This is a genomic window from Sphingomonas sp. GW822-FHT03G08 (assembly GCF_058801135.1).
Map to the genome: position 1 here is coordinate 2,708,123 of NZ_JBXAMZ010000001.1, position 12,847 is coordinate 2,720,969.

The window sequence follows — 12,847 nt, forward strand, 5'->3', positions numbered from 1 at the left end:
GGTCCAACCCTCCCCCCGGGAAGCCGTAGCGCGTTGGATGCTGAAACAAGTTCAGCATGACGGGTTCCCATGCAGGGGCGCATCTGCTTCTGTCGCCGGATGCAGGTGATTTCCTTCCATCTTGCCCGTGCCGACAATGGCGTGATCGGCGTCGACAACCAGCTGCCGTGGCGCCTGCCCGCCGATCTCAGACGCTTCAAGGCGCAGACCATGGGCAAGCCGATGATCATGGGGCGCAAGACCTTCGACAGCTTCCCCGCGCCCCTGCCCGGCCGGCGTCATATCGTGCTGACCCGTGATCGCGGCTGGCAGGCCGAAGGTGCCGAAGTCGCGCATTCGCCCGAGGAAGCGCTAGCGCTTGCCGGCCCCGGCGACGTCGCGGTGATCGGCGGAGCGGAAGTGTTCGCGCTGTTCACGCCCGACAGGATCGAGCTGACCGAAGTCCATGCCGCTCCGGAAGGGGACGCGCATGTCCCCGCTTTCGGGGTTGAATGGCGCGAGGTTGCGCGCGAGGATTTCCCGGAAGAAGCGGGGCGCCCTGCCTACAGCTTCGTGACGCTGGAGCGGACGGGATGAAGAAGAAGATCCTATGGGGCGTATTGATCGTCCTCGTGCTGGCCGCGGTCGGCTTTTTCGGCTTCGCCCCGGGGATCGTCGAAGGCAGCATGAACAAGGTGGTGCCGACGAAGCTCGCCAAGCCGAGCGACGCGGTGAAGACGCTCCACGCCTCGCTCCAGATCGCCGACATGCATGCCGACACGCTGATGTGGAACCGCAGCCTGCTCGAGCGCTCGAACACCGGCCAGGTCGACCTGCCCCGGCTGCTCGAAGGCAATGTCGCGCTCCAGGTCTTCTCCTCGGTCACCAAGACGCCGAAGCACCAGAATTACGACGCCAATTCGGGCGACACCGACAACATCACCCTGCTGACCATCGCCCAGCTCCAGCCACCCAAGACCTGGACCTCGCTGCTCGAGCGCTCGCTGTTCCATGCCCGAAAGCTCGATCGCGCCGCCGCTGGCTCGAACGGCAAGCTGCGGGTGATCCATAATCCGCAGGAGCTCGACCAGCTGCTCGCCGATCGCGCGGCAGGCAGGAAAGTCGTCGGCGGCATGCTCTCGATCGAGGGGCTGCAGGACCTGGAAGGCCAGATCGGCAATTTGGACAAGCTCCATGCCGCGGGCTTCCGCATGGCGGGCCTCGCGCATTTCTTCGACAATGACGTCGCCGGATCGATGCACGGGATGAAGAAGGGCGGGCTTACCCCGCTCGGCCGCCAGGTGCTCGCGCGGATGGAGCAGCTCGGCATGATCGTCGACATCGCCCATTCGAGCCACGAATCGGTCGCCGAGATTCTCAGGCTGGCGAAGCGCCCGGTCGTCTCCAGCCACGGCGGCGTGCAGGCGACCTGCAAGGTCAACCGCAACCTGACCGACGAAGAGATCAAGGGTGTCGCGCGCACCGGTGGCGTGGTCGGCATCGGCTATTGGGACGCGGCGGTGTGCGGCACCGAGCCGGCCAATGTCGTCCGCGCGATCCTGCATGTGCGCCAGCTGGTCGGCGTGGATCATGTCGGCCTGGGCTCGGATTTCGACGGCGCGGTGACTACCGGCTGGGATTCGTCGCAGCTGATCGCGATCACCGGCGGGCTGCTCGATGCCGGCCTCTCCCCCGACGAGATCCGCAGGGTGATGGGCGGCAATGTCCTGCGCGTGATTCGCGCGGGGATCGTGCCGGGGAAGTGAAAACTCCTTCTCCCCTTGTGGGAAGAGGAATGGGCCCGCGAGGCGAAGCCGAGTGGGAAGGATGAGGGGGAGTGAGACACACTCCCCTGCCCCCTCACCCTTCCGCCGACTGCGTCGGCTCCCTCCCTCTCCCACAAGGGGAGAGGGAGAGTAGGTCAGCATGTTGGCAGACCCAATCCCGCCCCCTATAGCCCGCCTGATGGAGCGGCTTGACGGCGGCTCGGCAGTCCCGCCCCGCTATCGGGGCGCGATCGTCGCGCTCGGCAATTTCGACGGATTTCACCTGGGGCATCAGGCGGTGGTGGGCCATGCGGTGGCGCGTGCGCGCGCCGAGGGGCGGCCGGCGATCGTCGGCACCTTCGATCCGCACCCCCAGCGCTATTTCCGCCCGGACAGCCCCTGGTTCCGCCTGACCACGATGGACCAGCGCCAGCGCCTGCTCGCCGAAGCCGGCGTCGATGCGATGCTGGTCTTTCCGTTCAACGCCGAGCTGGCGGCACTCAGCGCGCGCGGTTTTGCCGCGGAGCGGCTGGTCGAGCGGATCGGCGCCGGCGGCGTGGTCACCGGCGGCGACTTCACCTTTGGCAAGGGCCGCGAGGGCGATGTATCGACCCTCGCCGCGCTCGGCGCCGAACTCGGTTTCTCGGCCGAGACGGTGGCGCCGGTGCAGCTCGACGGCGAGACCGTCTCGTCGAGCCGCATCCGCGACCATCTCCGCGAAGGCCGGCCGGCCGAGGCCGCCCGGCTGCTCACCCGCCCCTTCGCGATCGAAGGCATTGTCCAGCACGGCGACCAGGTCGGCCGCACGCTCGGCTTCCCGACCGCGAACCTCAGCCTCGCTAACTATCTCCGCCCCGCCTATGGCATCTATGCGGTGCGCGGACGCCTGCCCGACGGGCGCGTGGTCGGCGGCGTCGCCAGCCTCGGCATCCGCCCGACCTTCGAGCCGCCGGTCGAGCTGCTCGAGCCCTATTTCTTCGATTTCTCGGGCGACCTCTACGGTCAGACCATCGAGGTCCAGCTGATCGACTATCTCCGCCCCGAGGCGAAGTTCGATTCGCTCGATGCCCTCAAGGCACAGATCGACGCCGACGCGGCAAAGGCACGGGAGCTGCTGGGCTAGCGCGAATCGCGCACCGCCAGCTGGTGCAGCCGGATCAGCCGGAAGCGCACGCGGTGCCATTTGCTGAGGTCGTCCCAGCGCGATTCGGCAGTGGCCGCGGCGATCTCCGTGTCGATCCGCGCCAGCCCCTCCGCCTCGGGTAGCAGCAGATAATGCCCGGCCAGATCGGCAATCTCGTCACCGCCTCCGGGCCCAGCGACGCTCTGGACCGGAATGTTCATGAAAAGGGGACTCGCGAACCCGCGCGGGGTTCCCCAAATTGGTGGTTAAGCGCACGCGCAACATCTGCTTTGCATGGAGCGCGGCTTCCTCTAATTCCCGCGCACTCATGAGCGACGAAAAAGACTACCGCGACACCGTCTTCCTTCCGAAGACCGAGTTCCCCATGAAGGCAGGCCTCGCCCAGAAGGAGCCTGCCATCCTCGATCGCTGGGCGAGGATCGGGCTGTACGACAAGCTGCGCACGCAGCGTGCCGGCCGCACCCGCTTCATCCTGCACGACGGCCCGCCCTATGCGAATGGCGACATTCACATGGGCCATGCGATGAACAAGGTCCTCAAGGACATCATCGTCCGCTCGCAGAGCCTGATGGGCAAGGACGCGCCCTATATCCCGGGCTGGGACTGCCACGGCCTGCCGATCGAGTGGAAGGTCGAGGAAGCCTACCGCGCCAAGAAGCTCAACAAGGATGAAGTCGATCCCGTCGCCTTCCGCGCCGAATGCCGCGCCTATGCCGAGAAATGGGTCGGCGTGCAGCGCGAGCAGTTCGAGCGGCTGGGTGTGATGGGCGACTGGACCAACCCGTATCTGACGATGAACTATGAGAGCGAGGCGATCATCGCCGGCGAGCTGCTCAAGTTCGCCGAGAGCGGCCAGCTCTATCGCGGCGCCAAGCCGGTGATGTGGTCGCCGGTCGAGAAGACCGCGCTGGCCGAGGCCGAAGTCGAATATGAGGACATCACCTCGACCCAGATCGATGTGGCGTTCGAGATCACCGAGGCGCCGAACGCCCCCGAGCTGGTCGGCGCGCATGCGGTAATCTGGACGACTACGCCGTGGACGATCCCGGTGAACCAGGCGCTCGCCTATGGGCCAGAGGTTGAGTACCTGCTCGTCAAGCGCAATGACGGATTCCAGTTCATTGTCGCGGCCGGCCCCGCAGACGCGTTGATGTATGACTGCCTTGCTCGTTTCTCCAAGGCCCTGCCGGCAGAAGAGCGCTCCTACGAGACTGTTACCCGCTTTTCGGGCTCACAGCTCGCAGGCGCCGTCGCGCGTCACCCGATGCACAAGCTCGGCGGCTTCTTCGCCAAGCCACGTCCGCTGCTCGCCGGCGACTTCGTCACCACCGATGCCGGTACCGGTCTCGTCCATATGGCGCCGGACCATGGCGAGGACGACTTCCTGCTCTGCAAGGCCAATGGCATCGATCCGGTGTTCGCGGTCGATGCGGCGGGCATGTACCGGCCGGACTGGCTGTGGCTCGGCGGCCAGGGATCGGTGATCAACAAGAAGTTCACCGCGTCGGACGGCCCGATCTGCACCGATCTGCGAGAGGCCGGCGCACTGCTCGCCGCCTCGGACGACTTCACCCACAGCTATCCGCATAGCTGGCGCTCCAAGGCCAAGGTGATCTTCCGCTGCACCCCGCAATGGTTCATCCCCATGGACCGCCCGAACGGCGCCACCCGCGACACGAGCTGGGACGACGAATCGCGCGAAGCGACCGCTTCGAACGGCGCCACTCTGCGCGGGATCGCGCTCGATGCGATCGAGAATACCCGCTGGGTGCCTGAAAAGGCGCAGAACCGCATCCGCGCGATGGTCGAGGGGCGCCCGGACTGGGTGATCAGCCGCCAGCGCGCCTGGGGCGTGCCGATCGCGCTCTATGTCCACCGCCAGACCGGCGAATATCTCCGCGATCCCGAAGTGAACGCCCGCATCCTCGAGGCCTTCACCACCGGCGGCGCCGATGCCTGGTTCCAGGCCGATCACCAGCAGCTGCTGGGCGAGAAATACGACCTCGCGTACTATGAGGTGATCACCGACATTCTCGACGTCTGGTTCGATTCGGGCTCGACCCACAGCTTCGTGATCGAGGCGCGCTACGGCGCCGGCACCCGTGCGGACCTGTATCTCGAGGGTTCGGACCAGCATCGCGGCTGGTTCCAGTCGTCGCTGCTCGAAAGCTCGGGCACGCGCGGCCGGGCGCCCTATGACGCGGTGCTGACGCATGGCTTCGCGCTCGACGGCAATGGCCGCAAGATGTCGAAGTCGCTCGGCAACGTCGTCGATCCGCTCAAGATCATCGGCGAGAGCGGCGCGGACATCCTGCGCCTCTGGGTCGCGCAGACCGATTATTTCGAGGACGTCCGCATCGGCAAGGAAGTGCTTGCCGGCACCGGCGACGCGTATCGCAAGATCCGCAACACCTTCCGCTACCTGCTCGGCGCGCTCGACGGGTTCAGCGAGGCGGAGCGCCTGCCCGTGGCCGAAATGCCCGAGCTGGAGCGCTATATCCTAGCCAAGCTGGCTGAGCTCGACAACGAGCTGCGCAGCGCCGCTGACGGTTTCGAGTTCAACCGCTACAGCCGCGCGCTGACGGACTTCATGAACGAAGACCTCTCGGCCTTCTTCTTCGATATCCGCAAGGACTGCCTCTATTGCGAGGCGGAGAGCTCGGCCAAGCGCCGTGCCTATCGCACCGTGCTCGACACGCTGTTCCACGCGCTGGTCCGCTACGCCGCGCCGATCCTCGCCTTCACGGCCGAGGAAGTGTGGCAGGCCCGCTTCCCGAGCGAGGACGAATCGGTCCACATGCTCGAATGGCCGGTGCTGCCGGAAGGTGCCTCGGTCGAGAGCGACTGGACCGCGATCCGCCAGCTCCGCCAGCAGGTGACCGAAGCGATCGAACCCTATCGCCGCGAGAAGCAGGTGCGCTCCAGCCTCGAGGCCGAAGTGACCGTGCCGGTGCTGCCGGCATCGGAAGCGGATCTCACCGAGCTGTTCATCGTCTCGAAGGTGAGCAAAGGTGATGCGGTCACGGTCGTGCCCACCCAGCGCCATAAATGCGGCCGCTGTTGGCGGCATCTCCCGGAAGTTGCGCAGGACGGCGCCTTGTGCGACCGCTGTGCCGGGGTGGTGGAATGAACGTGACTCGTGGAATCGGCTTCGCCGTGGCGGCCCTTGTTTTCGTCATCGATCAGGTGACGAAGCTGCTGGTCGTGCGCGCGCTCGGCGTCGACCTGGCGTTCGTCCAGACCCTGATCCAGCAGAAGCTTGGCCTGGACGGGCTCAACCATGTCCAGGAAGTGCTGCCGATCTTCGACCTGCGCTTCGTCGCCAATATCGGCGTGTCGCTCGGCCTGTTCGCCGCGAACAGCGATGCGACGCGCTGGATGCTGGTGGTGCTCACCGGCGCGATCGCCGCGGGCGTGATCTGGTGGATGTTCCGCGAGAAGAAGCTGCCCGATGTCTGCGCGCTCGGCATGGTGCTGGGCGGCGCGCTCGGCAACATCCTCGACCGGGCCCGGCTCGGCTTCGTCGTCGATTTCGCCGACCTGCATTTCGGGACATGGCGCCCGTTTTTGGTCTTCAACGTCGCCGATGCGGCGATTACCATCGGCGTGCTGATCCTGTTGATCCGCGCGCTCCTCGTGCGCGATAAGGCCGCAGGCGAAAGCCCGGCCGCTGTGGAGAATGAAGTCAATGCGTAAGACCGTTACCATCGTGAGCGCGATCGCGCTTGCGGCCTCGCTCTCCGCTTGCGGCAAGAAGGGTTATGACCGGGCACGCCCCGACGAGTTCGCCGTCGCGCGCCAGGCGCCGCTGGTGATCCCGCCCGATTTCGCGCTGGTGCCGCCGCAGCCGGGCGCCCCGCGTCCGCAGGAAGGCAACCCGGCCAACCAGGCGCTCGACGCGATGTTCGGCGGCTCGGCGGCGCGCAGCCCCGGCGAGCAGGCAGTCATGGACCAGTCGGGCAGCACCGGCGCCGATGTCGGCGCGCGCTCGACCGCAGGCAGCCCGGGCACCAGCGTGGTCGACAAGGGCACCACCACCCGCGACATCGTCGCGGCGCCGGAAGGCGACGGCAAGGATGCCAAGGCCAGCACGCCGCAATAAGCGGCACTGCTCCTCAAGCGCACGAAACAAGAAAGGCCGGCCTGCATCCCCCTGCAGGCCGGCCTTTCCCTATGGCGGGGAGCGCCCGGGGCGCTCCCCTTCCCCCCAACCGAATTAGAAGGCGACGCTCACCGAGCCGAGGATGCCGCCCTTGGCCGCGTCCTTGCTGCTCGGCGTGATGAAAATCGTGTCGGTGTCGACATAGTTCACACCGAAAGTGAGCGACTTGTAGGTGAAGGTCGCGCCCACGCCCCAGTCGGTATACTCGTCGGTCGGACCCGACAGCCAGCTCGGACCCCAGGTGTGGCCGAGATGGGCGGTGAGGCCGATCGGCGTCTTCGGGATCGCGACCGAAAGGTCGCCGGCCAGGTAGAAATTGTCTTCCTTCTTCAGGAGACCGGTCTGGCCCTGGTCGATCGCCAGCGCCTTCTGCTTCGGCGCATAGTTGCCGGTGACCTTCCCGGTGACCGGGCCGATCGCATAGGAGACCGAGGCATAGGGCTCGATGAAGTCCGAAGCGCTCTTGTCGCCGGTGAAGCCGGGACGCGTGCCCGGATAGACATAGTAAAGCGCGCCGACATCGACGGTGACGCCGCCGTCGAAGGCGTGCTTGTAGCCGGCGATCAGGTCGAGTTCCTGATGGGCGGTGCCGTGCACGGTGACATAGTCATCGATCGACGAGCCCCAGGCCGAGACATAGAAGCCGGATGCGTGGCTGATGGTGATGCCGCCCTGCACGGCGAAATTGCCGTCGGTCTGCGAGATGCCGCGGAACTTGTAGTCGCTGACGACGGCGACGCTGCCGCTAATCGTCACGGCGGGTGCCGGATCGGTCTGATCCTGGGCCATCGCGGGGGTGGCTGCGACAGCTGCCGCAAGAGCGGCGAGGCTGATCATGGTGTAGCGCATGGAATACCCTTCCCGTTTATTCAAAAGGGTTCCCGCCTGCTGCGCCCGGTGCGGCGTCATGCGGCTCGAGAGCCTGCGCTGCTTGCGGGTACGCCCTGTTTCTAGACGGGCGCCGCTGCACCGCACAACATTAATTGCTGTTCCGTCACGGGATCGTGACGAACTGTTGCTGACCAGCAACAGGCGGCCGCGCGCACATGAAAAAGGCCCACCCGCGCGAGCGGGCAGGCCTTATGCCAAGCTACGGTAAAATCAGCGGATCTGGACGATCGCGTCCACTTCGACCGCGGCACCAAGCGGCAGGGTGGGCACGCCCACCGCGCTGCGGGCATGCTTGCCGGCATCGCCGAACAGCGCCTGCATCAGTTCCGAAGCGCCATTGGCGACCTTGGGCTGGTCGGTGAAATCGGCCGCCGAGTTCACGAACACGCCGAGCTTCACGATTCGCTCGACCCGCGAGATGTCACCGTCCAGATACTTCTGGATCTGCGCAACGAGCATCAGGGCACAGCGCTGCGCGGCTTCGGTACCGAATGCCAGGTCGCGGTCCTCGCCCAGCCGGCCGGCCATCAGCGCGCCGTCCTTGAAGGGAAGCTGGCCCGAGATGTGGAGCAGGCCATTCGCCTCCACCACCGGCACATAGGCGGCAACCGGTGCCGCGGCTTCGGGAAGGGTGAGGCCAAGCTCTTCGAGCTTGCGGGCGACATGCGTGGTCATGCCCCTGCTCAACCACTCGCCGCGTCGGCGGTCAAGCCTGCGTCGAAGCGCGCTTCGATCCAGTCGCGTGCCACCAGCCAGTCGTCGATTCGGGCATGGGCGTGCGGCGCCGGCACGACGCTCGGCGCCAGGCTCGGCTCGGCGACCATGTGCAGGCGGAACACCTCGGGCGCATGCTTCGCCACCGATTCGTGGTGCACGGCAAGATCATCGACGAACACTGCGACGGTGGGCGCGAATTCCTCGATCAGCCGCGCGACGGGCGAGCCCTTGCCACCCTGGTTGCACTCCACCCGGTGCGCGATGCCATGAGTCGCCAGCTGGGCGACACGATGCTCGCGGCAATGATCCTGGAGGTTGGTCAGCACCACGATATTGGCGCGCTCCGAAAGCGCGGCCAGCGCCTCGCGGGCATGCGGCACCAGCGTCTGGCGCTCCATCTCGGCGGGGAAGAAGCCGTCGAGCAGACCCCACATCTCCTCGCGCTGGATCACCGACGAATCGCTGCGCCGGCGCATCGAATTGGCGAAATCCGCGCCATCGGGCGTGAAGTCTATGTCATGCGTCTCCCCCAGCCAGGTGCCGAAATGGCGGACCATGTGGAGCAGGACTTCATCGCAATCGGTGATCAGCAGCGGTTTCATGCACGTTCCAGTATCGCCCGGGCGGCGACCAGTTGTTCGGGGCTTATTTCGAGTGCCTCGGCGCAGGCGACAAGGTCGGGCTCGTATGATTCGAGGAAGGACAGGGTGGCGGCGAGCACCACCGCGTCGCCGGCACGCGCGCGCAGGTCCGAAGGTTCGAGCCCGGTCAGGTCGAGCAGGCGCCGGGCCCGCGATTCGTCGCCCAGGGTCCAGACAAGTGCCTGCAGCGCCAGCGCTTCCGCATTTGTTTCCGCGCTCGCCATAGCCTACATCGCCCAAATTGGATCCTGGGGGTAGCGCGTGGCAAAAAGGGTGCTCGTTGTCGAGGACAACGAACTCAATCTGAAGCTGTTCTGCGACCTGCTGCGCGCGCACCAGTTCGAAGCCGAGCCGGTGCGCGACGGCCGCGAGGCGGTGACGCGCGCGCGCGAGTTCGATCCGCAGCTGGTGGTGATGGACATCCAGATGCCGCACATCACCGGCCTCGAGATCATCCAGCACATGAAGCGCGATTCGCAGCTGCGCGCCATCCCGATCATGGCGGTTACCGCCTATGCGGGGCGCGAGGACGAGGAGCGGATTCGCGCGGCGGGCGCCAACGCCTATGTTTCCAAGCCGATCAGCCTGGTGCGCTTCATGGAAGAAGTGCGCGCGCTGATGCCGGCCGAAGCGCCTGCAGCCCCCACAGCGCCGGAACCCGCGCCTGAAGCACCGGAAACGGGCACAGAAGAAGCCCCGCAGCCTAAGGGCCCGGGGCTTCTCTTCTGATCAATCCCCCGCGCGAAGCGGGGGCAAGGCAGGCTTGACGCCTGGCTTACTTGATCTTGGCTTCCTTGAACTCGACATGCTTGCGCACGACCGGGTCGTACTTGCGGAACGAGAACTTCTCGGTCTGGGTACGCGGATTCTTCTTCGTGACGTAGAAGAAACCCGTGTCCGCCGTGCTGACGAGCTTGATCTTGACAGTGGTCGGCTTGGCCATGACCCGTAACCCTTGAATCTTGTAAAAGAAAAGAGCGGCACGCTGAGCGCACCGCTGCCAGACGCGGGCACCTGTGCGATTCTCCATCAAAAGTCAAGGCTGGGTGCCCATCGCCGGATGCTTCACGCGGGTTTAACCCTGGCCCGCCACAATATCCGGCGAAAGGGAAGTGCCATGGAAGCTCTGGTCCCGGCCTTCCTGCTGGCCGCCATCACCCAGCTTTGCGACAAGCCGGCGTTGCTCACCGCGATTCTCTCCGATCGTTATGGGCGGCCACTCACCGTCGCGATCGCGGCGGGGCTCGCCCATGCGACCGGCAATTTCATCGCGGCGGGCGCCGCCACCTTCATGGCGCCGATGATGACGCCCAACGCCAAGTCCCTGCTGCTGGCCCTCGCGCTGATCTTCGGCGCACTGGGTGCGATCGGATCGGGCAAGACGCCGGACCGGCTTAGCAGCTGGAAGCTCGGCTCCTTCTTCACTGCGCTGCTGGGCGTGCTGATCCTGTCCTTCGGCGAGCGCACGCCCTTCTTCACCCTGGCGCTGTCGACCGGCGGCCAGCCCTGGTTCGCCGCGGCGGGCGCCTCGATCGCCAGCTTCGCGGTCGCCTTTGTCGCCGCAGTGCTTGGCGAGCGGGTCTGGCGCGACGCGCCGCTACGCTGGCTGCGCATCCTCAGCGGCATCGCCTTCCTGGTCGCCGGATGCTGGATCGGCGTGAACGCGCTCCGTTTGACCTGATCGATTTCTGAGATCGGCAAATTGCAAGTGCATCGCACGGAGCCGTCCCTATATCCCGTTCGTTGACCCTGCGAACCGATTATCCGGGAGGAAGATATGGCTGACACGAACGCGGCGCTCCGCACCCCCACCGACCTCAACCGCAACGACACCAGGAGTGTCGCCGATGCGCTGAACAGCGCGCTGGCGGACTGCTTCGCGCTCTATTTCAAGACCAAGAACTTCCACTGGCACGTGTCGGGCCCGCATTTCCGCGACTATCACCTGCTCCTCGATGACCAGGCGGCGCAGATCTACGGCATCACCGATGCGATCGCCGAGCGCGTGCGCAAGACCGGCAACATCACGCTGCGCTCGATCGGCGACATCGCGCGCCGCCAGACGCTGACCGACAATGATGCGGATTACGTCGCGCCCGGCGACATGCTCGCCGAGCTGCGCGAGGACAATCTCAAGCTGGTCGAGAGCTTCCGCGTGGTGAAGCAGGCCGCCGAAGATGCCGGCGACAATGCGACCAGCGGGATCGTCGACGAATGGACCGACCAGGCCGAGGAGCGCGCCTGGTTCCTGTTCGAGGCTTCGCGCAAGGGCTGATCGCCCAAGGTGGCAGAATCGGAAAGGGGCCGGACTCGCGAGAGTCCGGCCCCTTTTCACGTCACTTGACCTTGGCGAGATCCGTGTCGAGCTTGGCGAGCAGCTCGTCGGTGATCTTGCCTTCGGAGAAGGGCTGCACGGCGCGGAAGCTCATCGCCTTGAACTGGTCATAGGCCGGGTGCTTCTCGACATCGCCCAGGCCGTCGGCGACCAGCACCGCCTTGGCCGCTTCGTTGGCGAACAGCGTTTCGATCGGCGTGTCGGCGCTGAACTTGGCGGCAGCAACCGGCGCCGCGGCGGGTGCCGGGGTCGTCGCGGGTGCCGGCGCGGTCTGGGCAAAGGCAGCGGCAGGCGCGCAGGCAAGCGCGGCGGCAGTAAGGATAAGCTTCATTACGGGAGTCCCCTCCGGTGGTGGAGCGGTGAGCCTAACCCGCTTTTCGTGTCGGCGCCATTGCAACTGGCACGAGTGTAAGCAGCCACAGATCGGGCGGCGCGCCGATACGCAGCGAAACCCCGCTCGCGCCGAGGCCCCCGGTGACCACAACGGTCCGCGCGCCCTCGCGTACCAGCCCGCAGCGATAGCGCGTGCCGTAGCGGCTGACCGGCGGCGCGATATTGTGACCGAACACCACGCCCTGGCCGCAATGGGTATGCCCGGCAAGCAGCAGGGGCGCATCGGCGGGCAGGCCGGGTGCGATGTCGGGCGAGTGGGTGAGCAGCACGATCGGCTTGCCCAGCGCCCGTGCCGCCCGCAGCGTCGCCACTACATCGGCATGGCCCGAGAAATCATCGCTGACCCCACCCAGTGCGATCGGCCCGCGCAATGCCGCGTCATTCTCGAGCACGGTGATCCCGGCCCTGCCGAGCTGCTCGCGCACCGCCTGCGCTCCCGTCCAATAGTCGTGATTGCCCAGCACCGCGGTGACGCCCAGCGGCGCGCGCAGCTGGCGCAGCGGCGCGATCATCGCCGGTCCGAGCTTGGCGGCGCCTTCCGGATCGTGGCCGAAGATGAAATCGCCCGCGATCACCACCAGGTCCGGCTTCAGTGCATTCACCTGGCCGACGATTCGCATCAGCCGCGCCGGGCCCATCGCGGCAGTGCCGATATGGATGTCGCTGAGCAGCACGATCTTCATCGGCCGCTCCAGCCCCGGCATCGCCACCTCGCCGCGGCGGACGATCGGATCGCGAGTCGCCTCGCGATACCCCCAGCCGGCCAGGAGGGCGATGAGCAGGGCAATGCCCGCTGCGATGCCTAGGAGAATGCGCATG

16 protein-coding genes and 1 pseudogene are annotated in these 12,847 nt (G+C 66.3%); 9 read left to right on the forward strand and 8 right to left on the reverse strand.

Features of this window, described 5'->3' with window-relative positions:
* Positions 1–105: 105 nt before the first annotated feature.
* The 3 genes from AC1RJ5_RS12405 to AC1RJ5_RS12415 all read left to right on the forward strand — a co-directional run bounded on the left by AC1RJ5_RS12405 (position 106) and on the right by AC1RJ5_RS12415 (position 2,868).
* Positions 106–576 carry a dihydrofolate reductase gene (locus AC1RJ5_RS12405; RefSeq protein WP_493114685.1) on the forward strand — a complete coding sequence of 157 codons (471 nt, stop codon included), beginning with the start codon at positions 106–108 and terminating at the stop codon, positions 574–576.
* Positions 573–1,745 carry a dipeptidase gene (locus AC1RJ5_RS12410; RefSeq protein ID WP_493113569.1) on the forward strand — a complete coding sequence of 391 codons (1,173 nt, stop codon included), beginning with the start codon at positions 573–575 and terminating at the stop codon, positions 1,743–1,745. Before AC1RJ5_RS12405 ends, AC1RJ5_RS12410 begins: the two co-directional genes overlap by 4 nt.
* Positions 1,746–1,944: 199 nt before the next feature.
* On the forward strand, positions 1,945–2,868 hold the full coding sequence (locus AC1RJ5_RS12415) for a bifunctional riboflavin kinase/FAD synthetase (RefSeq protein ID WP_493113571.1): 924 nt from the start codon (positions 1,945–1,947) through the stop codon (positions 2,866–2,868).
* Here AC1RJ5_RS12415 and AC1RJ5_RS12420 read toward each other — a convergent pair.
* Positions 2,865–3,089 (reverse strand): hypothetical protein, encoded by a 225-nt coding sequence (locus tag AC1RJ5_RS12420; protein ID WP_269573615.1) that lies wholly within the window; start codon positions 3,087–3,089, stop codon positions 2,865–2,867. The genes AC1RJ5_RS12415 and AC1RJ5_RS12420 overlap by 4 nt on opposite strands.
* A 107-nt stretch (positions 3,090–3,196) precedes the next feature.
* Here AC1RJ5_RS12420 and ileS point away from each other — a divergent pair, with 107 nt between their 5' ends.
* From ileS to AC1RJ5_RS12435, 3 genes are read left to right on the forward strand one after another with little or no spacing between them, the layout of a single operon-like run.
* Entirely contained in the window at positions 3,197–6,019 is a 2,823-nt protein-coding gene (ileS, locus tag AC1RJ5_RS12425; protein WP_493113573.1) for an isoleucine--tRNA ligase, read from the forward strand.
* Positions 6,016–6,585 carry a signal peptidase II gene (lspA, locus tag AC1RJ5_RS12430; protein WP_342251563.1) on the forward strand — a complete coding sequence of 190 codons (570 nt, stop codon included), beginning with the start codon at positions 6,016–6,018 and terminating at the stop codon, positions 6,583–6,585. The genes ileS and lspA overlap by 4 nt, the downstream gene beginning before the upstream one ends.
* Entirely contained in the window at positions 6,578–6,991 is a 414-nt protein-coding gene (locus AC1RJ5_RS12435; RefSeq protein WP_184162338.1) for a DUF3035 domain-containing protein, read from the forward strand. The genes lspA and AC1RJ5_RS12435 overlap by 8 nt, the downstream gene beginning before the upstream one ends.
* 114 nt (positions 6,992–7,105) lie before the next feature.
* On the opposite strand, the gene AC1RJ5_RS12440 is transcribed toward AC1RJ5_RS12435, so the two are convergent.
* From AC1RJ5_RS12440 to AC1RJ5_RS12455, 4 genes are all read right to left on the reverse strand, one after another.
* Entirely contained in the window at positions 7,106–7,900 is a 795-nt protein-coding gene (locus AC1RJ5_RS12440) for a TorF family putative porin (protein WP_493113576.1), read from the reverse strand.
* Positions 7,901–8,152: 252 nt separating this feature from the next.
* Positions 8,153–8,617, reverse strand: a complete 465-nt coding sequence (locus AC1RJ5_RS12445) for a RidA family protein (protein ID WP_269573612.1) — start codon at positions 8,615–8,617, stop codon at positions 8,153–8,155.
* Between the two features lie 8 nt (positions 8,618–8,625).
* A complete protein-coding gene (locus AC1RJ5_RS12450; RefSeq protein WP_493113579.1) occupies positions 8,626–9,261 on the reverse strand; it encodes an HAD family hydrolase in 636 nt (211 codons plus the stop codon).
* On the reverse strand, positions 9,258–9,524 hold the full coding sequence (locus AC1RJ5_RS12455) for a DUF3572 domain-containing protein (protein ID WP_184162350.1): 267 nt from the start codon (positions 9,522–9,524) through the stop codon (positions 9,258–9,260). Before AC1RJ5_RS12455 ends, AC1RJ5_RS12450 begins: the two co-directional genes overlap by 4 nt.
* Before the next feature lie 37 nt (positions 9,525–9,561).
* Between AC1RJ5_RS12455 and AC1RJ5_RS12460 the strand changes: the two are divergent.
* Positions 9,562–9,921, forward strand: a pseudogene (locus AC1RJ5_RS12460) (response regulator); the annotation flags it as partial.
* Between the two features lie 154 nt (positions 9,922–10,075).
* On the opposite strand, the gene rpmG reads toward AC1RJ5_RS12460, so the two are convergent.
* A complete protein-coding gene (rpmG, locus tag AC1RJ5_RS12465) occupies positions 10,076–10,243 on the reverse strand; it encodes a 50S ribosomal protein L33 (protein ID WP_025560997.1) in 168 nt (55 codons plus the stop codon).
* 174 nt (positions 10,244–10,417) lie between these two features.
* On the opposite strand from rpmG, the gene AC1RJ5_RS12470 reads away from it, so the two are divergent.
* Together AC1RJ5_RS12470 and AC1RJ5_RS12475 are read left to right on the forward strand one after the other, a co-directional pair.
* Entirely contained in the window at positions 10,418–10,981 is a 564-nt protein-coding gene (locus AC1RJ5_RS12470; RefSeq protein ID WP_269573610.1) for a TMEM165/GDT1 family protein, read from the forward strand.
* Positions 10,982–11,077: 96 nt separating this feature from the next.
* Positions 11,078–11,575 (forward strand): Dps family protein, encoded by a 498-nt coding sequence (locus AC1RJ5_RS12475; protein ID WP_184162360.1) that lies wholly within the window; start codon positions 11,078–11,080, stop codon positions 11,573–11,575.
* 61 nt (positions 11,576–11,636) lie between these two features.
* Here AC1RJ5_RS12475 and AC1RJ5_RS12480 read toward each other — a convergent pair whose 3' ends face one another.
* Together AC1RJ5_RS12480 and AC1RJ5_RS12485 are read right to left on the reverse strand one after the other, a co-directional pair.
* A complete protein-coding gene (locus AC1RJ5_RS12480; protein WP_269573609.1) occupies positions 11,637–11,966 on the reverse strand; it encodes a hypothetical protein in 330 nt (109 codons plus the stop codon).
* A gap of 34 nt (positions 11,967–12,000) precedes the next feature.
* Positions 12,001–12,846 carry a metallophosphoesterase gene (locus AC1RJ5_RS12485; RefSeq protein ID WP_493113583.1) on the reverse strand — a complete coding sequence of 282 codons (846 nt, stop codon included), beginning with the start codon at positions 12,844–12,846 and terminating at the stop codon, positions 12,001–12,003.
* Position 12,847: the final 1 nt, after the last annotated feature.

Bases quoted from the DNA above. Each gene is read 5' to 3' on its own strand.
- AC1RJ5_RS12410 (WP_493113569.1), top strand. From the start codon at position 573: ATGAAGAAGAAGATCCTATGGGGCGTATTGATCGTCCTCGTGCTGGCC.
- AC1RJ5_RS12415 (WP_493113571.1), top strand. From the start codon at position 1,945: ATGGAGCGGCTTGACGGCGGCTCGGCAGTCCCGCCCCGCTATCGGGGC.
- AC1RJ5_RS12420 (WP_269573615.1), bottom strand. From the start codon at position 3,089: ATGAACATTCCGGTCCAGAGCGTCGCTGGGCCCGGAGGCGGTGACGAG.
- ileS (WP_493113573.1), top strand. From the start codon at position 3,197: ATGAGCGACGAAAAAGACTACCGCGACACCGTCTTCCTTCCGAAGACC.
- lspA (WP_342251563.1), top strand. From the start codon at position 6,016: ATGAACGTGACTCGTGGAATCGGCTTCGCCGTGGCGGCCCTTGTTTTC.
- AC1RJ5_RS12435 (WP_184162338.1), top strand. From the start codon at position 6,578: ATGCGTAAGACCGTTACCATCGTGAGCGCGATCGCGCTTGCGGCCTCG.
- AC1RJ5_RS12440 (WP_493113576.1), bottom strand. From the start codon at position 7,900: ATGCGCTACACCATGATCAGCCTCGCCGCTCTTGCGGCAGCTGTCGCA.
- AC1RJ5_RS12445 (WP_269573612.1), bottom strand. From the start codon at position 8,617: ATGACCACGCATGTCGCCCGCAAGCTCGAAGAGCTTGGCCTCACCCTT.
- AC1RJ5_RS12450 (WP_493113579.1), bottom strand. From the start codon at position 9,261: ATGAAACCGCTGCTGATCACCGATTGCGATGAAGTCCTGCTCCACATG.
- AC1RJ5_RS12455 (WP_184162350.1), bottom strand. From the start codon at position 9,524: ATGGCGAGCGCGGAAACAAATGCGGAAGCGCTGGCGCTGCAGGCACTT.
- rpmG (WP_025560997.1), bottom strand. From the start codon at position 10,243: ATGGCCAAGCCGACCACTGTCAAGATCAAGCTCGTCAGCACGGCGGAC.
- AC1RJ5_RS12470 (WP_269573610.1), top strand. From the start codon at position 10,418: ATGGAAGCTCTGGTCCCGGCCTTCCTGCTGGCCGCCATCACCCAGCTT.
- AC1RJ5_RS12475 (WP_184162360.1), top strand. From the start codon at position 11,078: ATGGCTGACACGAACGCGGCGCTCCGCACCCCCACCGACCTCAACCGC.
- AC1RJ5_RS12480 (WP_269573609.1), bottom strand. From the start codon at position 11,966: ATGAAGCTTATCCTTACTGCCGCCGCGCTTGCCTGCGCGCCTGCCGCT.
- AC1RJ5_RS12485 (WP_493113583.1), bottom strand. From the start codon at position 12,846: ATGCGCATTCTCCTAGGCATCGCAGCGGGCATTGCCCTGCTCATCGCC.